This window comes from Acidimicrobiales bacterium, from assembly GCA_035512495.1.
Lineage (GTDB): Bacteria > Actinomycetota > Acidimicrobiia > Acidimicrobiales > CADCSY01 > DATKDW01.
The window spans coordinates 17101-39153 of record DATKDW010000025.1 but is presented as its reverse complement, the minus strand read 5'-3'; the positions used below and the strand labels follow the sequence as shown (position 1 = coordinate 39153).

General features: G+C 73.2%; 20 protein-coding genes and 1 tRNA gene. 11 read left to right on the top strand and 10 right to left on the bottom strand.

Annotated elements, in window-relative coordinates:
• Positions 1 to 7 precede the first annotated feature (7 nt).
• Together VMN58_02775 and VMN58_02770 are read right to left on the bottom strand one after the other, a co-directional pair.
• Positions 8 to 84 (bottom strand) — tRNA-Pro (locus tag VMN58_02775).
• A gap of 34 nt (positions 85 to 118) precedes the next feature.
• On the bottom strand, positions 119 to 574 hold the full coding sequence (locus VMN58_02770; GenBank protein ID HUF32118.1) for a response regulator: 456 nt from the start codon (positions 572 to 574) through the stop codon (positions 119 to 121).
• An 86-nt stretch (positions 575 to 660) separates the two neighbouring features.
• Between VMN58_02770 and VMN58_02765 the strand changes: the two genes are divergently transcribed.
• Positions 661 to 999, top strand: a complete 339-nt coding sequence (locus VMN58_02765; protein HUF32117.1) for an STAS domain-containing protein — start codon at positions 661 to 663, stop codon at positions 997 to 999.
• 215 nt (positions 1000 to 1214) lie between these two features.
• On the opposite strand, the gene VMN58_02760 is transcribed toward VMN58_02765, so the two are convergent.
• Complete coding sequence (locus tag VMN58_02760) at positions 1215 to 2309, bottom strand: ArsA family ATPase (protein ID HUF32116.1); 1095 nt, start codon at positions 2307 to 2309, stop codon at positions 1215 to 1217.
• Complete coding sequence (locus VMN58_02755) at positions 2306 to 3271, bottom strand: ArsA-related P-loop ATPase (GenBank protein HUF32115.1); 966 nt, start codon at positions 3269 to 3271, stop codon at positions 2306 to 2308. The genes VMN58_02760 and VMN58_02755 overlap by 4 nt, the downstream gene beginning before the upstream one ends.
• Before the next feature lie 146 nt (positions 3272 to 3417).
• Here VMN58_02755 and VMN58_02750 point away from each other — a divergent pair, with 146 nt between their 5' ends.
• Positions 3418 to 4614, top strand: a complete 1197-nt coding sequence (locus VMN58_02750; protein ID HUF32114.1) for an NfeD family protein — start codon at positions 3418 to 3420, stop codon at positions 4612 to 4614.
• 95 nt (positions 4615 to 4709) lie between these two features.
• Positions 4710 to 4964, top strand: a complete 255-nt coding sequence (locus VMN58_02745; GenBank protein HUF32113.1) for a WhiB family transcriptional regulator — start codon at positions 4710 to 4712, stop codon at positions 4962 to 4964.
• Positions 4965 to 4974: 10 nt separating this feature from the next.
• Here VMN58_02745 and selB read toward each other — a convergent pair whose 3' ends face one another.
• Both selB and selA read right to left on the bottom strand, forming a co-directional pair.
• On the bottom strand, positions 4975 to 6693 hold the full coding sequence (gene selB, locus VMN58_02740; protein HUF32112.1) for a selenocysteine-specific translation elongation factor: 1719 nt from the start codon (positions 6691 to 6693) through the stop codon (positions 4975 to 4977).
• Positions 6693 to 7970, bottom strand: coding sequence for an L-seryl-tRNA(Sec) selenium transferase (selA, locus tag VMN58_02735; GenBank protein ID HUF32111.1), 1278 nt, complete (start codon positions 7968 to 7970; stop codon positions 6693 to 6695). The genes selB and selA overlap by 1 nt, the downstream gene beginning before the upstream one ends.
• A gap of 95 nt (positions 7971 to 8065) precedes the next feature.
• On the opposite strand from selA, the gene VMN58_02730 reads away from it, so the two are divergent.
• A complete protein-coding gene (locus tag VMN58_02730) occupies positions 8066 to 10207 on the top strand; it encodes a transglycosylase domain-containing protein (GenBank protein ID HUF32110.1) in 2142 nt (713 codons plus the stop codon).
• A gap of 4 nt (positions 10208 to 10211) precedes the next feature.
• Here VMN58_02730 and VMN58_02725 read toward each other — a convergent pair whose 3' ends face one another.
• Positions 10212 to 11144: a S1C family serine protease gene (locus VMN58_02725; protein ID HUF32109.1), complete on the bottom strand. Its 933-nt coding sequence runs from the start codon at positions 11142 to 11144 to the stop codon at positions 10212 to 10214.
• Between the two features lie 84 nt (positions 11145 to 11228).
• Between VMN58_02725 and VMN58_02720 the strand changes: the two genes are divergently transcribed.
• The 5 genes from VMN58_02720 to VMN58_02700 all read left to right on the top strand — a co-directional run bounded on the left by VMN58_02720 (position 11229) and on the right by VMN58_02700 (position 17160).
• Entirely contained in the window at positions 11229 to 11645 is a 417-nt protein-coding gene (locus VMN58_02720) for an FxsA family protein (protein ID HUF32108.1), read from the top strand.
• A complete protein-coding gene (locus VMN58_02715; GenBank protein ID HUF32107.1) occupies positions 11642 to 12538 on the top strand; it encodes a hypothetical protein in 897 nt (298 codons plus the stop codon). The genes VMN58_02720 and VMN58_02715 overlap by 4 nt, the downstream gene beginning before the upstream one ends.
• A complete protein-coding gene (locus tag VMN58_02710) occupies positions 12535 to 13398 on the top strand; it encodes an MBL fold metallo-hydrolase (GenBank protein HUF32106.1) in 864 nt (287 codons plus the stop codon). The genes VMN58_02715 and VMN58_02710 overlap by 4 nt, the downstream gene beginning before the upstream one ends.
• Positions 13399 to 13528: 130 nt before the next feature.
• Positions 13529 to 14269 carry an ABC transporter ATP-binding protein gene (locus VMN58_02705; GenBank protein ID HUF32105.1) on the top strand — a complete coding sequence of 247 codons (741 nt, stop codon included), beginning with the start codon at positions 13529 to 13531 and terminating at the stop codon, positions 14267 to 14269.
• Positions 14266 to 17160, top strand: coding sequence for an FtsX-like permease family protein (locus VMN58_02700; protein HUF32104.1), 2895 nt, complete (start codon positions 14266 to 14268; stop codon positions 17158 to 17160). The genes VMN58_02705 and VMN58_02700 overlap by 4 nt, the downstream gene beginning before the upstream one ends.
• 16 nt (positions 17161 to 17176) lie before the next feature.
• Here VMN58_02700 and VMN58_02695 read toward each other — a convergent pair whose 3' ends face one another.
• A complete protein-coding gene (locus VMN58_02695; GenBank protein ID HUF32103.1) occupies positions 17177 to 18355 on the bottom strand; it encodes an Mrp/NBP35 family ATP-binding protein in 1179 nt (392 codons plus the stop codon).
• 40 nt (positions 18356 to 18395) lie between these two features.
• Between VMN58_02695 and VMN58_02690 the strand changes: the two genes are divergently transcribed.
• Together VMN58_02690 and erpA are read left to right on the top strand one after the other, a co-directional pair.
• A complete protein-coding gene (locus VMN58_02690) occupies positions 18396 to 19094 on the top strand; it encodes a helix-turn-helix domain-containing protein (GenBank protein HUF32102.1) in 699 nt (232 codons plus the stop codon).
• Positions 19095 to 19198: 104 nt separating this feature from the next.
• Positions 19199 to 19522, top strand: coding sequence for an iron-sulfur cluster insertion protein ErpA (erpA, locus tag VMN58_02685; protein HUF32101.1), 324 nt, complete (start codon positions 19199 to 19201; stop codon positions 19520 to 19522).
• Positions 19523 to 19542: 20 nt separating this feature from the next.
• On the opposite strand, the gene VMN58_02680 is transcribed toward erpA, so the two are convergent.
• Together VMN58_02680 and VMN58_02675 are read right to left on the bottom strand one after the other, a co-directional pair.
• Complete coding sequence (locus VMN58_02680; protein HUF32100.1) at positions 19543 to 21375, bottom strand: hypothetical protein; 1833 nt, start codon at positions 21373 to 21375, stop codon at positions 19543 to 19545.
• Positions 21372 to 22049 carry a TetR/AcrR family transcriptional regulator gene (locus VMN58_02675; GenBank protein HUF32099.1) on the bottom strand — a complete coding sequence of 226 codons (678 nt, stop codon included), beginning with the start codon at positions 22047 to 22049 and terminating at the stop codon, positions 21372 to 21374. Before VMN58_02675 ends, VMN58_02680 begins: the two co-directional genes overlap by 4 nt.
• Positions 22050 to 22053: the final 4 nt, after the last annotated feature.

The window sequence follows — 22053 nt, the reverse complement described above, 5'->3', positions numbered from 1 at the left end:
CGCGGGGTGGTCGGGCTGGCCGGATTTGAACCGACGACCTCCTCGTCCCGAACGAGGCGCGCTACCAAGCTGCGCTACAGCCCGTGAAGTACCGGCTCCCCGGGGGGAGGCGGCCAGGTTACTCGACCTCGGTGTCGCCGCCGCCCGCCGCGGCGAGCGCCTCGGCCGCCGGGGAGGTGGCCGGCGTGCCGGTGTCGTCGTGGTAGACGCCGCCGGCGAGGAGGGCCTGAACCGCCCGGCGCATCCGGATCGGGTCGACGGGCTTGAGGAGCCACCCGTCGGCGCCAGCCCGCTTCGCCATGAAGACGTCGGGACGGCGGTCGAGGAGCATCAGCACGGGCACGTCGTCGAGCCGGCCGGCGCTCTCCTCGAGGCGCAGGTCCATGCAGACCGCCATGCCGCCCATGTTGCCCACCTGGAGGTCGACGACGACGAGGTCGGGCGTGCGGGCGGCCACCGCCGGGCGGACGTCGACCCCCGCGTGCACCACGCGGACGGTGCTGGCCTCGTCGAGGCAGGCGCGGATGGCATCGACCACCCACGGGGCGTCGCTGGCGATGAGGACGTCGGCCACGGCGGGGAGGGTAGCGTCGCTCGAGCCTCGGGTACGATCCCGCGCGCCGGCGCACCGCGCCACCCCCTTTGCCCTGGAGGTCCTCTGTGCTCGAGATCAACGTCGAACAGAACGGTGACTACACGATCTGTCGGCCGACCGGTGAGCTCGACGCCTTCACGGTCGGCAAGTTCCGGGAGTCCCTCACGGAGCTTGGCTCCGGCCAGCCGCTGCTGATCGACCTGTCTGGCGTCCCCTTCCTCGACTCCGCTGGCCTCGGCGCTCTCATCGGCGGCGTTCGCCGGGCCCGGGAGGCCGGGGGCGATGTTGCCGTCTACGGCGCTCGCCCTGCGGTTGCCCGCCTGCTCCACACCACCGGCTTCGACCGCGTCGCCAACGTCTCCGAGACCCAGGAAGAAGCCGCCAAGGCCCTCCAAGAGGCATAGCGGGGCCCGTCACCGGCGGAACCCTGAGGGAACGCGTCGGCCGAAGGCCGACACCGTTGCAGTCCATCCCAATCAACGACCCGCCCGGAAAGATTCGAGGAGTCGTCCCGCCGCCCACGAGGCCGGCGGGTGGCAGCGAGGGGAGGGACCCGCCGCCCGGAGCCTGCGGAGGGCGGTGGGAGGGCCCAGCTCGCTGACAGGTCCCGCCGGCCCCCTCACGAGCGCAAGAACGAAGCGACCTCGGCCAGAGAGGCGAGGTCGTGCACGTCTTCGGCGAGGAAGGGCACCCGCACCACCGGGGCCGGGGCGACCTGAGCGGTGAGGCCGGCGAGGTGGGCCTCCTCGCCGTCGGCGATGGTGCGGAAGTCGGCGAGGTTGGCGTAGAGCGCCCCGAGGGCGGTGTCCGAGAGCGTGTCGGACCGGGCCCGATCGGCCTCGGCGTTGCCCTCGCCGAAGCGGGGGTGCATCCGGTTGACGATCAGGGCGTCGACGGCGATGTGCCACGTCCGGAGCCGGTCGGCGAACCACCGGGCCTCGGCCACGGTGTCGGCGCGGGGAGAGGCGACCAGGACGAAGGCGGTGCCGGGGTCGGCGAGGAGCTCCTGGACCCGCTCGGCACGCTGGCGGAACCCCGCCTCCATGCCCTCGAAGGCGTTGAAGAACGCCAGGGCGTCGTCGAGCACCTCCCCGCCGACCACCTTCGAGGCCGTGCGGACGAAGGCCTGGGCGGCGACGTTGACCGCCTTCATGTAGGCGCGCGTGGGTGCCATGAGCATCCGGTAGATCCGGTGGTCGAGGAACGACGTGAGGCGGCGCGAGGCGTCGATGAAGTCGAGGGCGTTGCGCGTCGGCGGGGTGTCGACCACCACCAGGTCGAAGTCGCCGCTCTCGTGGAGCTCGTAGAGCTTCTCCCCGGCCATGTACTCCTGGGTGCCGGAGAGGGCGCCGGAGATGTTGCGGTAGAAGCGGTTGTCGAGGATGCGACGGGCCTGGCCCGGGTCCTCGGCGTAGGTCTCCACCAGGGCGTCGAAGGTCGACTTGGTGTCGAGCATGAGAGCCCACAGTCCGCCGCTCCACTCGCCGGTGATGGGGCTGGGGACGTTGGTGAGCTCACCGAGGCCCAGGGTGTCGGCCAGGCGCTTGGCCGGGTCGATGGTGACCACCACGGCGCGCCGGCCCTGGCGGGCGGCCTCCACCGCCAGCACGGCCGCCGTGGTCGTCTTGCCGACCCCGCCGGACCCGCAGCACACGATGATGCTGCGCTCGGCGACCAGGCGACTGACGCTCGGCGCCGGTTCGTCGGCGCTCATGCGGCGGCCCCCAGGCCGGTGATCTCGCCGGTGAGGGCCTCGGCTAGGCGAGCGACGTGCGCGCCACCGAGGTCGGCTTCGAAGAGGAACGGCAGATGCAGCTGCGGGAGGGGGAGCGCCGAGGCGAGGCGCTCCAGCTGGGTGGTCTGGAGCGCCTGGCGGCGGCGGCGGAACTCGGCGGCGGCCCGCAGCGAGTCGGCCTCACCGGGGCGGAGCGACGTGCCCGCCTCGGCCGCCAGGGCGTCGAGGTCGAGGTCGGGGCCGACCTCGAGGGTCGGGTAGACGCCGTTGACGACGACCGGCGCCAGCGCCACGCCCACCCGGTCCTCGAGGGCGAAGGCGGTCTGGACCAGCTCGTTCACCGGCGTCTCCTCGGGCAGGGCCACCAGCATCACGGTGCAGCGCGCCGGGTCGGTGAGCAGCTCGAGGACGTCGCGCGCCTGGGCGTTGATGGGACCGACCCGCACGGCGTCGAGCAGGGCGCGCGCGGACTGGAGGAAGGTGATGGCGTGGCCGGCGGCGGGGGCGTCGACGATGATGAGGTCGGCTGCGCCCGACCGCTCCAGCTGCTTGACCTTGCCCAGGATGAGGATGTCCTTGATGCCCGGGGCGGCGGTGGCGATGACGTCCATGGCGCCGGTCGAGACCAGCCGCTTCGAGATCCGGCGCAGGCCGTGGTCGTGGAGGTAGTCGAGCAGGGCGTCGTCGGGCGTGAGGGTCCGCCCCCGCACCTCGCCGGCGACCCCGGCGGCGGGCAGGAGGACGGCCTCGTCGTAGGCGAGGGGCGGTCGATCGAAGAGCGCGGCGATGCCCGACTTCCCCTCCACCTCCACGACGAGGGTCGACAGGCCGGCGGCTGCCGCGGTGCGCGAGAGAGCGGCGGTGACGGTCGTCTTGCCCACGCCGCCCTTCCCGGCCACGATGACGACTCGCGATGCACGCAGGAACTCGGCCGGATCCACAGCTTCCTCTCACCGGGGGGGAGGCGTCACCACGCCGGAACCGAGGGTTCCGGCGGCGGGCCCGCGTCCGGATCCTACTGGCGGCGTGCCTGACCCTCGGGATCGGCGGGGCGCTCTGGTCGCCTGCCGACGCCCAGCCCGACGACATGCGGGTGGTCGACGTGGTGCAGGTCTCGGGCTATCTCGACCCCATCGTCGTGGACTTCCTCGACGGCGCCCTCCGGTCGGCCGAGCGCGAAGGTGTCGAGGCGCTGATCATCCAGCTCGACAGCCCCGGTGCCCTCGTCGACACGGTCCGCCTCGAGCGGCTGCTCTCCCTCATCGCCGAGGTCGACGTCCCCGTTGCCGTCTGGGTCGGCGACAGCGGCGCTTCGGCCCTCGGCGGCGCCGCTCACCTGGTGGTGGCGGCCGACCTCGCCGGCCTCGCCCCCGGCGCCCGCATCGGCGACGCCCCGAAGACGGCCTTCGCCGAGGTGCCGGAGGCGCTGCGGCGCGGCCGAATCGGGCCCGGCGAGGCACACGAGCTGGGGCTCACCCAGCTCAACGAGGAGGAGGCGGCCGTCCTCGGCAGCTTCATCGCAGCCCTCGACGGCCACGAGGCCAAGGGGCGCCAGCTGCGCACCGCCGACTTCCGCGAGGTCCCCGACGGGCCCGACGAGGCCACCCTGACGGTCCAGGCCCGGCTCTCGCGGCTGCCCCTCGGGTCCCAGCTGCTCCACACGGTGGCCAGCCCGCCCGTCGCCTACCTGCTCCTCACCGCCGGCCTGGCGCTGCTCGTCTTCGAGCTCTTCACGGCGGGGGTGGGCATCGCCGGCGTGGTGGGAGCGGTGAGCCTCGCCCTCGCCGGCTACGGGCTGGCCGTGCTGCCCACCCGGCCGCTCGGTCTGGCCCTCTGCCTCCTCGGCATCCTCGGCTTCAGCATCGACGTCCAGACGGGCGTGCCGCGCTTCTGGACCGGCGTCGGAGTCGTGTCCTACACCGCCGGCTCCGTCTTGTTGTTCGGTGAGGGCGTGTCGGTGGGGTGGCTGGCGCTCGTCGGCGGCCTCGTCGGGGTGGTGCTGATGATGCTCGCCGGCCTGCCCGCCACCGTCCGGAGCCGCTTCTCGACTCCCACCATCGGTCGAGAGTCGATGGTGGGCGAGCTCGGGGAGGCAACCGTCGCCGTGGCGCCCGAGGGCACGGTGCGCGTCCGCGACGCCCTGTGGCCGGCCCGCACCAACCGTGCCACCCCCATCGACGCCGGTGGCGGCGTCCGGGTGGTGGCCATCGAGGGCACGGTGCTCGAGGTGGAGCCCGAGGAAGGCGGCGCGCGCGACTACCGCGAGCGCCGTCCGCCCTCCTGACCAGGGCCTCTCTCCTCCGCGCTTGCAAAAGTTGACCCTTGTCGGGGCCGGAGGCCCTCGGTAGGGTCGCCTCTCAGACGAGGGGGGCCTGATCTGTGAGTGCACTTCGGACCGATGAGCTGTGGCAGGCAAAGGCCGCCTGCCGGGGGCCGCAGGCGGCGGTGTTCTTCCCGCCGTCGCACTTCGAGCGCAAGGACGAGAAGGCGGAGCGGGAGGAGCGGGCCAAGGCCATCTGCTCCCAGTGCTCCGTCCAGGAGCCGTGCCTCGAGTTCGCCCTGAGGATCCGTGAGCCGCACGGCATCTGGGGCGGCCACAACGAGTTGGAGCGCAAGGCGCTGCTCGACACCTGACCCGACGGCCCTACGGGTTCGGCAGGCGGGGGCCGCCGACGCGCAGGTCGCCCCTGCGCCTGGTCACGCCGGAGCCGTCGAGCACCGCGAGCAGCGGCAACAGGTACCGGCGCGAGGTCGCGAGGGCGTCTCGCACCTCGGCGACCGTCACCCCGTCGGGGGACGCCGCCAGCAGGCGGGCCACGGTCCGCGCCGCGGCATCGACGGCGGTGGGGGCGAACCAGATGCCGTCGCGCTCGACCACGTGGCCCCGACGCACCAGCTCGCGCAGCTCACCGCGATCGATGCCGTCGGGTGGCGGCGGCGTGAACGGCGCCGCCTCGAGGGCGGCGACGAAGGGGTGGCCGGCGAGCGGGTCGGCCGCCTCCTCGCGCCGGGCCCGACCGGCGTCGACGGCCACGTCGTCGAGGGTGGTGAGGACGGCCCGATCCCGCTCGCCGAGGGCGGCGATGTCGAGGCCGAGGGGGCCGGCCTCGACCACGGCGGCGGCCAGGCGGGTCCGGGCTGCGTCGAGGGCGGCGGGGTCGACCACCCACCGGTCGAGCGTGGGGGCGACCTGCTCGCCGGTGAGCCGCTCGAGCGTGGTCGCCTCGACCCACCCGCGCTCGGCCACCACCCGCCCCGGGCTCCGGTCGGGCCGGGCGGCGGCGGCGGGGAGGACCGGGTCGACGTCGAGGACCTCGCCGCCGCCCACCGTCTCCTGGCGGCCCGTCTCCCGCAGGACGTAGCGGTCACCGGGGAGGAGTGGGAGGGCGGTGTCGAGGTGGAGCCGCACGAGGCCTGACCGGCCGGGCTCGATGGCGTCGTCGCCCAGGACGCGGAGGCGGACGTGGCGCTCGCCCGAGCCGAGGTAGGCCACGTAGGCGCCCCGGCGGGACACCTCGTGGTCGAGCGAGGCGAGCACGGCCAGGGTGGCGTCGATGCGGCTGGTCACGTGCCACTGGGCGGGCCGGACCAGGGCGTCGCCCCGCGCCACGTCGCCGTGGCCGACGCCGACGACGTTGACCGCCACCCGACGGCCGGGTCCCACCGAGGTGACGGCGTCGCGGTGGCTCTGGAGGCCCCGGACCCGCACCGGGCGGGCGTCGGGCAGGAGCACCAGCTCGTCGTCGACCGCCAGGCCGCCACCGGTGAGCGTGCCGGTCACGACGGTGCCGGCGCCGCGTGCGGCGAAGCTCCGGTCGATCCAGAGTCGGGGCTTGCCGCGGTCGAGGGCGGTGGGCGTGTCGGCGAGCAGCCGGTCGAGCGCGTCCCGCAGGTCGTCGACGCCTTGGCCCGAGGGCGCGTCGACCTCGACGACCTCGGCCTCGGCGAGGAAGGTGCCGGCAACGTGGTCGGCCACGTCCATGCGGGCCAGCGCCCGGTGGTCGTCATCCACCAGGCCCACCTTCGTGAGGGCCACCAGGCCGCGGTCGATCCCGAGCAGCTCGAGGATCCGGAGGTGCTCCTCGGACTGCGGCTTCCAGCCCTCGGTGGCGGCGACCACGAACACGCAAGCGTCGACGACACCGACGCCCGCGAGCATGTTCTTGAGGAAGCGGACGTGGCCGGGGACGTCGACGAAGCCCACCCCCCGGCCCGAGGGCAGCGAGGCCCAGGCGAAGCCGAGGTCGATGGTCAGGCCCCGTGCCTTCTCCTCGGCGAGGCGGTCGGGGTCGATGCCCGTGAGGCTCAGGACCAGGGTGGACTTGCCGTGGTCGACGTGGCCGGCGGTGGCGACGACGTGCATCAGACGGTGGCGAGGGCGGCGGCCAGGCCGGTGTCGTGACCCGGGTCGACGGTGCGCAGATCGCACACGGTCGATCCGTCGACGACGCGGGCGACCACCGGTGGCGAGGCGGCGCGCAGCGCGGCGGTGACGTCGCCGGGGCGGGCCACGCCGGCAGAGGGGATCTCCACGCCGGGCAGCGTCCCGCCCCCGGTGACCGAGGAGCACCCGACCGCCGCCCACTGCCCGCCGGCACCGGCGGCCACCGCGTCGGCCCGGTCCCGGAGCTCGGCGACGGGCAGGGCGGCCATGCGCCACAGCGGGATGGCCGACCCGTCTCTGCGGAGGTAGGCGAGCGTCGTCTCCTGCAGGGCCTGGAGCACGAGGCCGCCGGGCCGCAGCGCCCGGGCCAGGGGGTGCCGGGCGCAGGCCGCCACCAGGTCGGCGCGCCCGGCGATGACGCCGGCCTGCGGTCCGCCGAAGAGCTTGTCGCCCGAGAAGGTGACGAGGGCGGCGCCGGCCTCGATCGACTGTCGGGCAGCCGGCTCGCCGGCCAGCCACGACGGCGGTCCGCCGGGGAGCCACGGGGTGGCGGCATCGAGGAGCCCCGAGCCGATGTCGGCGACCACCGGCACGGGCAGGCCGGCCATCTCGGACAGGGGCACGTCTTCGGTGAACCCGGTGATCCGGTAGTTGGACGTGTGCACCTTGAGGGCGACGGCCACGTCGTGTGCGGGGTCGGCGATGGCGCGGCGGTGGTCGTCGATGCGGGTCCGGTTGGTGGTCCCGACCTCCACGAGGGTGGCACCGGAGGAGGCGAGGACCTCGGGGATGCGGAAGCCGCCCCCGATCTCGACCAGCTCACCCCGGCTGACGGTGACGCCCCGCCCGCCGGCGAGCGTGGCGAGGACGAGCACCACCGCTGCGGCGCAGTTGTTGACGACCATGGCGGACTCGGCGCCGCACGCGGTGGCGAGGAGGGGGCCGACCGAGTCCTGTCGCGAGCCTCGCCGGCCGGACCCGAGATCGAGCTCGAGGTTGCTGTAGGCGGTGCCGGCAGAGGTGGCCACCGCCGGGGCGCGCCCCAGGTTGGTGTGGAGCAGCACCCCCGTGCCGTTGACCACCGGTTGCAGGAGCGCCCGGGCCGCGGCCGCCGCCCTCGCAGGCGCCGACGCCGGCTCGCCGGCGGCGATCGCTTGGCGCGCCACCCGGACGAGCAGCGGGTGGGGGAGCCCGGTCTCGTGCAGCGAGCGGGCGAGGGCGTCGACCGACGGGGGTCGCTCGGGGGCGTTGGTCACCGTCCCATCCTGCCGCCTCCGGCCGCTCCCGGTCGGCGGTCGGTGCCAGGGGGCGAGCCGTTTGCGCCGAACCTCCCCGGTACGCTCGGAGCAGCATGCGTCGAACCGCCCGCGCCGTCGCGCTCTTCATCGTCGCCAGCGCCGTTGTGCCGGTCGCGTCGGCGGTGGCGGTGCTCGCCGCGTTCCTGTTCCTGCCGCTGCCCGCTTCCCTCCCCGAGGCTCGCGAGGGCGTCACCGCCCAGGTCTCCCGCATCTACGACGTCCACGGCGACCTCATCGGGACCTTCGAGCGCTTCGACACCGTCCGCCCGGTTGCGCGCGAGGACATCCCCGACGTCCTCAAGGAGGCGGTCGTCTCCGCCGAGGACCGTCGCTTCTACTCCCACAGCGGGGTCGACGTGCAGGGCACGCTGCGGGCGCTGTGGTCCGACATCCGCGCCGGCCAGGTCGTCGAGGGCGGGTCCACGATCACCCAGCAGTACGTCAAGAACACCTACGTGGGCAACGAGCGCAGCCTGTCTCGCAAGGTGCGCGAGGCGGTCGTGGCCAGCCAGCTCGACCGCCAGGTCGACAAGGAGGAGATCCTCTTCCGCTACCTGTCGTCGGTCTTCTTCGGTGATGGTGCCTACGGGGTCGGGGCGGCCGCCGAGACGTACTTCGACAAGGCGGTCAACGACCTGAGCATCTCGGAAGCGGCCCTCCTGGCCGGGCTCATCCCTGCCCCCAGCCGCTTCCAGCCCCGGGCCCACCCCGAGGTCGCCGAGGTGCGACGCACGCAGGTGCTGGGCCAGATGCTCCGCGAGGACTACATCACCGAGGCTGAGCACGCCGAGGCGCTCGCCCAGGAGGTCTGGTCCTTCGACGTCTCCGGCTTCCCGCCCGAGGGCCAGCCGATCACGTTCATCCACCCCCGCAGGCGGGTGGAGACGGCCTTCCCGTACTTCGTCGACTACGTGCGGCGGTACATGGATGTCCACTACGGCGAGGGCGCCGTCTACGAGCGGGGCTTCGAGATCTACACGACCCTCGACCCGGGCATGCAGCTGGTGGCCGAGGAGGCGGTGCGGGCAACGCTCAGCGGGACCGACCCGCCCCTGGAGATGGCGCTGGCCTCCGTCGAGCCGGGCAGTGGCTACGTGAAGGCGCTGGTGGGCGGCCGCGACTTCAACGCGCCCGGTGGCAGCGTGAACCTGGCGCTGGGCAAGGACGGGGGTGGCACCGGTCGCCAGCCCGGCTCCACGTACAAGCCCTTCGTGGTCGCAGCCGCGCTCGAGGCGGGCATCCCGCCGTCCAAGACCTACTCCGGTCGCAGCCCGGTGGTCATCAGCGGGCATCCGTTCCAGAACTTCGGCGGGTCCAACTTCGGCACCGTCGACCTGCGCACGGCGACGCGGGCCTCGATCAACACCGTCTTCGTCCAGCTCATGAACGACGTGGGGGTGGAGGAGACGATGGACCTCGCCCGCGAGCTCGGGGTCACCACCTCGGTCTACCAGGAGGGCTTCCACGGCCTCTCCGTCTCCCTCGGCGCCGCCGAGGTGTCACCGCTCGACATGGCCTCGGCCTACGGCGTGTTCGCCGCCCGGGGGGAGCGGGCCGACCCCACCCCCGTGCTGGCCGTGCTCGACCGGGACGACAACGTGCTCGAGGAGAACTTCGAGGTCGAGCAGCGCCGTCGACGGGTGATCAAGGAGGTCACCGCCGACACCATGAACGACATCATGCGGGGGGTCTTCCAGCGGCCCGGCACCGCCGTCGGGCGCGGCATCGGCCGGCCGGCGGCGGGCAAGACGGGCACCAGCCAGGACAGCGGCAACGCCTGGTTCGTCGGCTACACCCCCACGCTCTCCACCGCCGTCTGGATGGGGTACCGGGACAGCAACAAGGCGCTGAGGAACATCAAGGGGGTGCGGGCCGTCACCGGCGGAAGCTTCCCGGCCCGGACCTGGCAGGACTTCATGACCAAGGCTCTCGTGAACCGCGAGGCCCCCGACTTCAACGAGCCCGCCCCGATCGAACCGGTCGTGAACCAGGCCCGCCGGGAGGCCCGCCGGGGCTTCGACATCGGCGGGCGCCGAACCGCTCGGGCGACCCCCGACGGCGGGCCCTACGCCGAGGACCTCCCGCCGGCCAGCGTCGAGGCTCCCACCACCACCACGAGCACCACCACCACCACCACGACCACCACGCCGCCGGGCTTCCTCGGTCGCAGGCCCTCGACCGACGACGACCCGTAGCTCGCTAGCCCCCGACGCCGCCGGCGTCGCCACCCGGGCAGCGCAGCACCGACTCGCAGGCGAGGCGCACGTGGGGGGCGAAGAACACGTCGTCGGGTGCGAAGCCGAGCGGTGCGTACGACCTGGATGCCACGGCCACGACCTCACCCTCGGAGTTCACGAGGGGACCGCCCCGGAAGTGCACGCCAACCGTGGCGTCGTGCTGGATCCCGGCCCCGCTGACGTCGGAGACGAAGCCCTGGGTGGCTGACCCACCGGCGGACCCGAGGCCGGACACGGCGAAGATGCGGTCGCCCACGCCGACGGTCGGGCTGCCGCTGGCCCACGTGAGGGGCTCGATGTTGCCCCGGTTGACCACCAGCAGGGCGAGGTCGCGCCGGTCGTCCCACGTGACCAGGCGCGCCCCAAGCTCCTCGTCACCCCGTCGCAGCACGATGGGCGGTCCCGGGTCGGCGGTGACGGCCCGCACCGCCTCGAAGGAGGTGAGCAGGAAGCTCTGCTCGGCGTCGCGGAAGACCACGAAGGCGGTGCCGACGGAGGGGGCGCCGTCCTCGCCCAGCGTGTCGAGGAAGAACACCGAGGGAGCCAGCTGCTCGACGAGGGCGGCCACCGTCTCGCCGCTGGCGGTCAGGCGTTGCAGCGGCTCGATCTCTGCCCGGATGGCATTGACGCCGGTGGCCTCCTGGGCCTCGACCGTCTCGAGGGCGGTCTGGAGGCGCACGTCGAAGGCTTCGGCGTAGTCGGCGGCGAGGTTCTCGGAGCGGTCGAGGCGGTACTCGTAGTAGGCGTAGAGGACGGCACCGCTGAACGCTGCGCCGAGTGCGGTGGCGAGCAGCAGGACACTGAGCCCGATCACCGATCGGGGCAGGAGCCGGCCCTGCCACTCCGATCGCCTGGTGCCGGCGGCAGCGGGTCTGTGGGCTGCCTCCGTGGCCATGGGGCACAGGGTACGTGCCCGCTCCGGGGTCGACGGTTCGCCTGGCCCCGGGGCTCGGCACGGAGGCGTCGGTAGGCTGGCCCAGTGGCCGTCCTGCTCGCACTGCTGTTCCTCGTGGTGCCCCTCGTGGAGCTGGCGATCATCATCCAGGTCGGCGCCGCCATCGGGACGCTCAACACCATTGCCCTCCTGCTGTTCATGAGCGTGGCGGGCGGCTGGCTGATGAAGCGCGAGGGCCTCGGGGTGGTCCGCCGGGTGCAGGGTCAGGTGCAGGCGGGCCAGGTGCCCGGCAGCGCGCTGGTCGACGGGTTCCTGGTCCTCCTCGGGGGCGCCCTCATGCTGACGCCGGGCTTCCTCACCGACGCGATCGGTCTCTCCCTGCTCCTCCCACCCGTGCGGGCCGTCGTTCGTCGGGTGGCCGCCGGCCGCATCAGGGTCGTGGCTCTCGGCAACCGCCGGGGGGAGGGCACGGGCGGCCCGGGCGGGGTGATCGACGTATGAGCGACGGAGCGCAGGTGGCCACGGTCCCGATCCGCGACGCGGCCACCGTCATGCTCGTCCGCGACGGCGAGGGACCTCCCGGCGAGAGCCGGCTCGAGGTGTTCATGCTCAGGCGGAACCTCCGGTCCGACTTCGTCGGTGGGGCCTACGTCTTCCCCGGTGGCGGCGTCGACGACGCCGACCGCCACGTCGACCTCGAGGACCTCTGCGAGGGTCGGAGCGACGAGGAGTGCAGCCGCCTGCTCGGCCTCGACCCGCCCAGCGGCGGCCTCGCCTACTGGGTGGCAGCGGTCCGGGAGTCGTTCGAGGAGGCGGGTGTGCTGCTCGCCTACGACCGCCACGGCGCCCTGGTCGACCTGCGCGACCCGGGGGGCGCAGCGCGCTTCGCCGTGCACCGTCAGGCGGTCGACTCGGGGGCGCGCCGTCTCATCGAGGTGTGCGCCGAGGAGGGCTTGCGCCTCGCCGTCGACGGGATGCACTACTTCAGCCACTGGATCACCCCGGAGGGGCCGACCCGGCGCTACGACACCCGGTTCTTCGTGGGCCACGCCCCCGAGTGGCAACAACCCCTCCACGACGACCGAGAGACGGTGGCCAGCGCCTGGGTCCGCCCCGCCGACGCCCTGGCCCGCCACCGCGCCGGCGAGTTCGACATGATCTTCCCGACCATCCGCAGCCTGGAGGCGATCGGCCGCTTCGAGTGCGCCGACGAGCTGATGGCGGCGGCGGCGGCGATCGAGTCGGTGCCGGCGATCCTCCCTCGGATCGTCGCCGACGGTGACGGGATGAGGATCCTGCTGCCTGGCGACCTCGGGTACGACGACGCCGGCGGGATCCCCCAGGGAACGCCCATGCCCGGCCGCCCAGGCGGCCCGACGAGGAGAGAGCCATGACCGAGCAGCGCGGCGAGCAGACCGAGGCGACCGAGCGGCGGGTGCCCGAGCTCATCCCCGGGGTGGCCGCCGCCCTCAGCCCGCTGGTGCGCCGGGTCGTGGCCCCGAACCCGTCGATGATGACCGGCCCCGGGACCAACACCTACCTGGTGGGGATCGACGAGGTCGCCGTGATCGACCCAGGTCCCGACGACGCATCCCACCTCGACGCCATCGTCGGCTGCGGGGGCGACCGCATCCGCTGGATCCTCTGCACCCACACCCACAGCGACCACTCCCCGGGGGCCTCCTCCCTCAAGGAGCGCACCGGCGCCGAGGTGCTCGCCTTCGACAGCCGGGACGACCTCGTCGTCGACCGCCGCCTGGCCGATGGCGACCAGGTCGAGGCCACCGAGTTCCGGCTGACCACGTTGCACACGCCCGGGCACGCCTCGAACCACCTGTGCTTCCTCCTCGACCAGGAGGCGATGCTGTTCTCGGGCGACCACATCATGGACGGGTCCACCGTGGTGATCGCGCCGCCCGACGGCGACATGGCCGCCTACATCGCCCAGCTGCAGCGCCTCCGGGGCATGCGCCTCAAGGCCATCGCCCCCGGGCATGGCCAGCGCATCGACGACCCCCGGGCCAAGATCGACGAGTACCTGGCGCACCGGCGGGCGCGGGAGGAGATGGTGCTCGCGGCCCTGGGCGAGGCCGGTGAGGCGACCATCGCCGAGCTGGTGGCCACGATCTACACCGACGTGCCCGAGCACCTCCACGGCATGGCCCGGTACTCGGTGTGGGCCACCCTGGAGAAGCTGGCGGGGGAGGGTCGGGCGCGGGGGTCGGGGCTCGACGCCACCTGGCAGGCAGCCTGACCCTGCCCGGGTGGGCCCGGCAGCGCCAATGTGACAGGTGAGGGTGTGACAGGTGTCTCTTGGCTTCACGTGGCAGCCGCCCCGTATGATCCTGACACTGTCAGCATCCGAAAGGTCCGATGTGTCTGAGTTGCCGATCCTCGTCGCGTCCGGGGTCCGCAAGGTCTACCGAACCGGCATCGTCGCGGTCGAGGCCCTCAAGGGGATCGACCTGACCGTCAAAGCCGGCGAGATGGTGGCGGTGATGGGTCCCTCCGGCAACGGCAAGACCACGCTCCTCAACTGCTTGTCTGGCCTCGACGACATCGATGCCGGCACGGTGATGGTCGACGGCGAGGACATCCACGCCATGGCCGACGGTCGCCGCACTGAGCACCGCGCCAACCGGATGGGGTTCATCTTCCAGAGCTTCAACCTCATCCCGGTGCTGTCGGCGACCGAGAACGTCGAGCTGCCCCTGCTCGTGACCGGCGTGCGGGCCCGGGATGCCCGTGCCCGCGCCGAGGAGATGCTGGCTCGGGTCGGCCTCGCCGACCGGCTCCGCAACCGTCCGACCGAGCTCTCCGGCGGTGAGCAGCAACGAGTGGCGGTCGCGCGTGCCCTCGTGCACGAGCCGGCGATCATCTGGGCCGACGAGCCCACCGGCAACCTCGACTCGGAGACGGCAGGGTCGGTGCTCGAGCTGCTCCACGAGGTGCACGCCACCGGGCAGACGCTGGTGGTGGTGACCCACGACCAGACCATCGGGCGCTCGGGGCAGCGCCTCGTGCAGGTCACCGACGGCCGGGTCACCTACGACGGGCTGCCCCAGCCGGCGCCGTCGTCGGCGCCGCGCCGGCGCCGCGTGCCGATCGTCGCTGCCGAGCGATGATCGTCCTCGCCCTGCTGGTGGCCCCGGTGGCCGCCATCGCCGGCATCAGCCTGTTCGACCTCGCCGCCCGGCCCACGTTCCGCCGGCTGGCGCTGCGCAACATCGCCCGGCGCAAGGGCGAGGCCGTGCTGGTGGTGCTCGGGTCGCTGCTCGGCACCGCGATCATCACCGCGTCGTTCGTGGTCGGCGACACCCTCGACGCGTCCATCCGCGACCAGGCCCGAACCCAGCTCGGGCCCGTCGACCACGTGCTCGTCACCACCGACCTCGCCGCCCTCCCGGCGGCGGAGGCGGCGGTCGCTGATCCGGTCGAGGGGACGACGGGCACGCTCACCATCGTGCGGTCGCCGGCCACAGTGGCCTCCCCGCCCGGCCCCGACCAGCGGGCGCAGCCGCAGGCCACGCTGCTCGAGGTCGACATCGAGGCCGCCCGGACCTTCGGCGCCGACCCGTCGGAGACCGGGTTCGACGGCGACATCCCAGCGCCGGGGCCTGGCCAGGTGCTGCTCGGCGAGGACCTGGCCGATCACCTCGAGGTGGCCACCGGCGAAGCGGTCGAGGTCTTCGCCTACGGGTCGAGCACCACCTACGAGGTGGTGCACGTGCTGCCCCGGCTCGGGGTCGCCGGCTACTACCCGAGCCTCGGATCGCGCTCGTACACGGCGTTCGTCGCCCCCGGCACCCTCGCCGCCCTCGCAGAGGGCGCGCCTCCCGGCTCCTCCCCACCGACGGGGGTCGTGGCAGTCACCACCGGCGAGGGCATCTTCGGCGGGCTCGACACCAGCGCCGCGGTCACCGAGGCCCTCGAGGCGCGCGTGGCCGACCTGCCCGGTGTCGAGGTCCGGGCATCCAAGGCCGACGTGGTCGAGGCGGCGGTGGCCCAGGGCGACCAGTTCAGCCAGCTCTTCGTCGGCTTCGGGGCCTTCAGCGTCATCGCCGGGATCCTGTTGCTCGTCAACATCTTCGTGATGCTCGCCGAGGAGCGGAAGACCGAGCTCGGGATGCTCCGTGCCGTCGGCCTCAAGCGCGTGCACCTGGTTCGCTCCTTCGGCCTCGAGGGCGCCATCTACGCCGTGGTGGCGGCCGTCGCCGGGGCCCTCATGGGTGTGGGCGTGGGCCGCGTCATCGTGGCGGTGACCGCCGGCCTCTTCGCGGGAAGCGACCTCGAGCTGTCGCTGCGCTTCGCCGCCGACCGCCAGAGCCTCGTCACCGGCGCACTCGTCGGGCTGGTGATCGGTCTGGTGACGGTGTGGGGCACCAGCATCCGCATCGGGCGGCTCAACGTGATCCGGGCCATCCGCGACCTCCCGGAGCCCACCGCCGTGCACCATCGGATGCGGACGCTGGTCCTCTCCGCCCTCGGCGTCGTGGTCGGTGGCCTCATCTTCGCCAGCGGGGCGTCCCGAGAGGAGGCTTTCCCCGCCCTGGCCGGCCCGGCCATCGCCCTGTTCTCCTCCGTCCCCCTGCTCGCCCGGCTGCTGCCCCGCCGGGTCGCCACCACGGTCCCCTGCGCCGCCGCCCTGGTGTGGGCCATGGCCGCCTTCGTGCTCCTCCCCGACGTGTTCCGGGGAGCCGAGATCCCGCTGTTCGTCCTGCAGGGCATCATCCTGGTGGCCGCCGCCGTGGCCATCGTGACGACCAACGCCGACATCTCGGCGCGCCTGGCCGACGTGCTGGCGGCCTCGGGTCGGGGGCTGGCTGCCCGCCTGGGCCTCGCCTACCCCCTGGCCAAGCGCTTCCGCACCGCCCTGCTCCTCGGGATGTTCGCTCTGGTGGTCTTCACCCTCACCTTCCTCTCGGTGGTCTCCTCCATCTTCGAGCAGCAGGGGCCCACCTTCGCCGAGGAGGCGCGGGCCGGCTACGACCTCTTGATCGACTCCAACCCCGCCAACCCGGTGGGGGAGGAGCAGCTCCTGGCCCAGCCCGGGGTGGTCGGCCAGGCTCCCATCGTGCGGACGTCCACCGAGTTCTCCACCAACCGCATGCCCGAGGGCGAGAGGCGCGAGTTCGTCATCGGCGGCTTCGACGAACGCCTGCTCGACCGGGGGGCACCGACCCTCTCGGCCCGTGACCCCGAGGTCGGCGCCACCGACGAGGAGGTCTTCGCCGCCCTGCTCGCCGACCCGTCCCTCCTCGTCGTCTCTGAGTTCTTCCTCCAGCAGGGTGGTGGTGGACCGCCCGAGAGCCTGGTCCGCATCGGCGACGTCGTCACCATGTTCGACCCGGCGTCCGGGGGATCCACCGAGCTCACCGTGGTCGGCACCGTGGGCTCCGACTTCCACTTCAACGGCGCCCTCGTGCGGGCCGACGCCCTCACCGACCTGTTCGGACCGCGCGCTGTCACCATCCGGCGCTACGTCGCCGTCACCGAGGGGGCGGACGCCGTCGAGGTGGCAGATCGACTCAACGCCTCCCTGCTGGCCAACGGTGCCGACGCTCGGACCTTCCGCCAGATCGTCGACCGCCAGCTTGACGAGCAGGCAGGGTTCTTCCGGCTCTTCGAGGGCTACCTGAGCCTCGGCCTGATCATCGGCATCGCCGGCCTCGGCGTGGTGATGGTGCGCGCCGTCCGAGAGCGTCGCCGTCAGATCGGGATGCTGCGGGCAATGGGCTTCTCCCGGCGGGTAGTCCGCGCCGCCTTCCTCTTCGAGGCCGCCTTCATCGCCGCCCAGGGGATCCTCATCGGGGTGGCCCTCGGCCTCGTTGCCAGCTACAGCCTGCTCACCCAGTCGTCGGCCTTCGGCGACCTGCAGCTCTCCTTCGCCGTCCCGTGGGGAGCCCTGGCCGTGATCATCGTCGTCCCGTTCCTGGCCTCGCTCCTCGCCGCCGCCGTCCCGGCATCGAAGGCTGCCAAGACGACCCCGGCGGTCGCCCTGCGCATCGCCGACTGAGCACCCGCGGGCTGGCCTACTCCTCCTTTGGACCGAGTGCTGCCTCGACGCTGGCCATCATCCGTGCGGTGCACCCGGCCATGTCGGTGGGGGGCACCACGTCGGTGACGAGGCGGTCGACGATCGCCGCGAACGCCTCGGCTGCCGGGCCCTCACCGAGGGCCACCGGCGCGCCGGTGGCGCCACCGGTCTCGACCGACGGCTCGATCGGCACCTGGCCGATCAGCGGGGCCCCGATGGCATCTGCGAGCGCCTGGCCGCCTCCGGAGCCGAACAGGGCGTAGGTGTCACCGTGGTCGCAGGTGAACGCCGACATGTTCTCGATCACCCCGGCGACGCGGACGTAGGTCTTGCGGGCGAGGTCGGCGGCCCGGGCCGCCACCTTCTGTGCGCCCTCCGCCGGCGTGGTGACGATGAGCATCTCGGCACGCGGGAGCATGCGGGCCAGGCCCATCTGGATGTCGCCGGTGCCGGGGGGCATGTCGATGAGGAGGTAGTCCATGTCGCCCCACCGGACGTCCTCCAGGAAGTGTTGGACGGCCCGGTTGAGCATCTGGCCACGCCAGAGCAGGGCCGACTCCTCGTCCTCGACGAGGAACCCCATGGAGACGACCTTGAGCATCCCCGCGCCGATCGACCGGGTGAGCGGGACGATCTTCTTCTCGTCGTCGGCGCCCTGGAGTCGCCCCTCGAGGCCGAGCATCCGGGGGATGGAGAAGCCACCGATGTCGGCGTCGAGCACCCCCACGGTGAACCCCTGGGCGGCGAGGCCGGCCGCCAGGTTCACGGTGACCGACGACTTGCCGACACCGCCCTTGCCCGACGCGACGGCGACGACCTTGGTGGCGAGCGGCACCATGGTCTCGCCGGCACGCTCCTTGGCGTTCCAGCGGGCGGTGGCCATGCACGCCGACTTCTCCTCGTCGGTCATCACCGCCCAGTCGATCGTCACGTCGCTGACCCCCGGGGCGTCGCCGACGCGAGCGCGGACGTCTTTTTGGATCTGGCCCTTGAGCGGGCATCCGGCGGTGGTGAGGGCCACGGTGATGCGCACGTGGCCGTCGTCGCCGACGCTGACCTCGCGGGCCATGCCGAGGTCGACGATGTCGCTGCCGAGCTCGGGGTCGACCACGCCGCGGAGGAGACCGACAACGTCGTCCCTGGTCGGGGGGGCGGTGGTGGAGGAGCCGGGCACGGCCTTCATTCTACCGGGACCACCCGTGTAAACTCGGGTGGTGGCCGTGTCCCCGTCCCGCCTCGAGCTGCTGAAGGCACTCGGCGACGACACGCGGTACGCCGTCTACCGACAGCTGGCGGGGGCTCCGGCCCCGTGCTCGACGGCGGAGGTGGCCGAGGCGCTCGACCTCCACCCCAACACCGTCCGGCCCCACCTCGAGCGGATGCGCGAGGTGGGCCTGCTGGCGGTCGAGACCGAGGGTCGCGGCGGGGTGGGCCGCCCGCAGCACCGGTACTCCCTCGCCGAGGACGCTCCGTGGCTGGGGCTCGAGGCCCGGCCGATGCCCCTCCTCGCCCGGCTCTTGGCAGGGCTGGCGGCCAGCACGGGGGCAGGACCCGAGGACGCCGCGGAGATCGGCCGGGCCCAGGGCCGGGCGGCGGCTGCGGCGCTGCCCACCGCCGAGCTCGATCGTCTGGCCGACCTCGGAGACGACGGCGCCGCCTGCCTCGAGGCGCTCACCACCGAGCTGCAGCAGATGGGGTTCGACCCTGCCGTGAGTGGTACCGGGGCCGCCACCGAGGTGGCCTTCACCCGGTGCCCCTTCGCCGCGCTGGCCGAGGCCCACCCCGAGATCGTGTGCCACCTCCACCGGGGGATGGTGGACGGCTTCGTCTCGACGTTGGGCGGGGTGCGGGTGGCGGGGTTCTCCACCCTGGTCGACCGGATGCCCTGCCGTGTGGAGCTCGTCCCCACCTAAGCCGAGGAGCTCGGGTTCGCGACCTGGTGCCGCCGCCTGTCGGGGAGTGCCGTCGGGCCAGTACCCTGGAGGTCGCGCAACCGCTTGTACACCGAGGAGCAGCCGTGATCACCGTCACCGAGTCCGCCGCCAGCAAGGTCAAGCAGCTGATCGAGGCCGAGGGCAACGCCGAGTTGTCCCTGCGCGTCGCCGTGCGCCCCGGCGGGTGCTCCGGCTTCAGCTACGAGATGTTCTTCGACACCGACATCGCGGCCGACGACATCAAGGCCGACCTCCCCGACGGCATCCGGGTCGTATCCGACCCGTCGAGTGCCCAGCTCCTGCACGGCGCCACCCTCGACTACAAGGACGCGCTGCAAGGTGGTGGCTTCGCCATCAACAACCCCAACGCCCAGCGCACCTGCGGCTGCGGCCAGTCCTTCTCTTGAACGCTTAGCCGCGTCGACGATTAGGCGTCGCTGGCGGCCGGCTCGCGCTGGTGCACGGGGCCTGGGGGCAGGTCTCCGATGCGTTTGGCGGCGACGACGAAGGCGGTGACCCATGCCATGGCGGCGAGGGCAGCGAGGCCGTGGACCGCCCACGAGACCCAGGCGACGCCGTCGGTCTGTTCCCGCAGCAGGTACTGCTGCTCGGAGACGAAGGGGGCGACGCGGTCGACGGCGGGGATCTCGGGCTCACCGATCTCGGGGTCGGCGGGGAGGCGGACGGGCACCGCCATCATCTCGCTGCCCCGGTGCAGGCGAAGGAGGGTCTTGCCCCGGCCCTCGACCGTGATCGGGCGCTCGGACACGTAGCGGCCCTCGCCCTTCCGCTCCATCTCGGCGATGACCAGCTCACCGCCCTGCCAGTTGATGGCCTGGAACCAGCGGGCGTCGTCGGCGGCGTCGGCCGGGGTGAGGATGACCTCGATGCTGGCCTCGCCGTCGCCCGCGTCGGTGAGGCGCAGGTCGGCCACCACGTCGCCGACGGGGCGGGGCATGGGGAGGGCGATGGTGGCCAGGGCGGCCAGCCCGGCGAGCACGAGGGCGGGGGTGGGCACGCGCCCGGCCCGCCCCTCGCGGCGCACGGCGCCGGCGAGGGCGGCGCCGATGACGGCGCCAGCCAGCGCAGCCACCAGCCCGTAGATGGCTGCCTCGGGCAGGAGGGAGGTGTTCCAGGGCTGGTAGCCGCCGTCGGACAGCGCCCAGTCGGCGTTCCACGCCCATTCGCCGGCGAGGCCGATGGTGCCGACACCGAGCCCCGACACCAGGGCGAAGCGGAGGCGGCGCTCGGTGCCGACCAGCCAGGCGGCGAGCTCGACGGCCAGCGCGGCGGCGACGTAGAGCCCGCCGTCGCGGGTGGGGACGGGCCCGCCGCCCTCGCTCTCGGCGCCGAAGCTGAGCAGGCCCGAGTAGGAGAGGAGCAACGACCCGACGGCGACGCCGATGGCCCAGCCCCGGCCGAGGATCAGGCGGATGGCGGTGAGGCCGATGCCCGCGGCGAGGCAGAGGAGGATCGGGAGGAAGAGCTGTTGGAACTGCGGCACGCCGAAGGCGAACTCGCCCTGGGCGGCGGAGAGGCCCTGGAGGGTGAGCCAAGCCCCGACGACGTGGATGCCCCGGTGCCACCGTGAGCTGCCCCCGCGGAGGGGGACGCCCGCTTCGGCCAGGACCAGCCAGGCGGCCAGGCCGGTGAAGGAGGCGCCGAGGATCATGACCATGTGGGGCGGGCTCCACATGGTCACGTCGATGCCGTAGGCGCCGTGCCACACCTCGTCGATGGGGAAGCCCGACACCGCCGCCACGCCGAGGGCGCCGAGCGGGATGGTCGACCAGGGGATGCGCAGGCCGCCCCAGCGCAGGCCGACGTCGACCCGGCCGAGGGTGGCGAAGAGGATGCCGAGGGCGGCCGCCGAGGCGATGAGCACCAGGCCGATGAGGATCGACATGTGGGGGGCGGTGAACAGCTCGTCGTCGCGGCCGAGGGCGATGTGCCAGGCGACGTCGCTGTAGAAGCCCTGCCCGGCCACGAGGAGGCCGAAGAGGCCGGTGCCCACCGTCGCCGCCGCCCACCCCGGGATCTTGGCGACGCGCTCGAGGGCGTCGGGGATCCGGAGCAGCGTGCGGTCGAGGATCCCGGTGGAGGTTGCCGGGGCCCGGCCGCCGATGAGCAGGGCGGTGACGACGAGCCCGAAGATCACGAGGAGGACGGTGAGAGGTTGCCAGCTGGCCAGGGCGCTGCCGCTGGCGTCGCCGCCGGGCCCGAGGTCGGCGGCGAGGGCGAAGGTGACGAGGTGGGTCATCGGCTGGTCTCCTCAGCGGTGACGGGCTCGGCGGGCATGGCCGGCAGCCTCAGTGACACCATGCCGTCCCAGAGGACGGTGGTGAGGTACTCGACGAGTCGGGAGCGGGGCATGGTCCGCCGGTCGACCCACCAGTCGCCGGCGGCGTGGACCATGCCGACGATGCCGTGGGCGATGGGCTCGGCTCCCCCCGAGTCGTGCCCGGCGAGGCGCATCTGCTCACCCAGCACGAGCGTCACCTGCTGGCTGACCTGGCGGATGAACCCCTGGAGCTCGTCGGCGGCGCCTGGCTCTTCCCGGGCGGCCCGGTGCACGAGGAACCGGTACAGCTCGGGGTCGGCCTCGATGAAGGCGACGAAGGTGTCGATCGTGGAGGCCAGCAGGTCGCGCGGCTCGGCGGCGGTGGCCAGTGAGCGCTGGAGCTCGGCCATGAGGTTGGTGGAGAAGCGGCCTGCGAGCGCGAGGACCAAGCCGTCGCGGTCACCGAAGTGGCGGTACAGGATCGGCTTGGTCACCCCGGCGGCGGCGGCCATCGCCTCCATCGAGATGGCCGGCCCGTCCCGGCGGATGGCCTCGCTGGCGGCGTCGAGCAGCTCCTCGCGGCGCAGGGCGCGTCGGGCCTCCTTGTCGGCTGTCCCATCGTCGTCCTTGCGGTCCCGGCGGCGCTCTCCCATGGAC

Coding starts and splice junctions, on each gene's coding strand:
- VMN58_02760 (HUF32116.1), bottom strand. CDS start 2,309: ATGAGCGCCGACGAACCGGCGCCGAGCGTCAGTCGCCTGGTCGCCGAG.
- VMN58_02750 (HUF32114.1), top strand. CDS start 3,418: ATGCGGGTGGTCGACGTGGTGCAGGTCTCGGGCTATCTCGACCCCATC.
- selB (HUF32112.1), bottom strand. CDS start 6,693: ATGCACGTCGTCGCCACCGCCGGCCACGTCGACCACGGCAAGTCCACC.
- VMN58_02730 (HUF32110.1), top strand. CDS start 8,066: ATGCGTCGAACCGCCCGCGCCGTCGCGCTCTTCATCGTCGCCAGCGCC.
- VMN58_02725 (HUF32109.1), bottom strand. CDS start 11,144: ATGGCCACGGAGGCAGCCCACAGACCCGCTGCCGCCGGCACCAGGCGA.
- VMN58_02715 (HUF32107.1), top strand. CDS start 11,642: ATGAGCGACGGAGCGCAGGTGGCCACGGTCCCGATCCGCGACGCGGCC.
- VMN58_02710 (HUF32106.1), top strand. CDS start 12,535: ATGACCGAGCAGCGCGGCGAGCAGACCGAGGCGACCGAGCGGCGGGTG.
- VMN58_02700 (HUF32104.1), top strand. CDS start 14,266: ATGATCGTCCTCGCCCTGCTGGTGGCCCCGGTGGCCGCCATCGCCGGC.
- VMN58_02680 (HUF32100.1), bottom strand. CDS start 21,375: ATGACCCACCTCGTCACCTTCGCCCTCGCCGCCGACCTCGGGCCCGGC.
- VMN58_02675 (HUF32099.1), bottom strand. CDS start 22,049: ATGGGAGAGCGCCGCCGGGACCGCAAGGACGACGATGGGACAGCCGAC.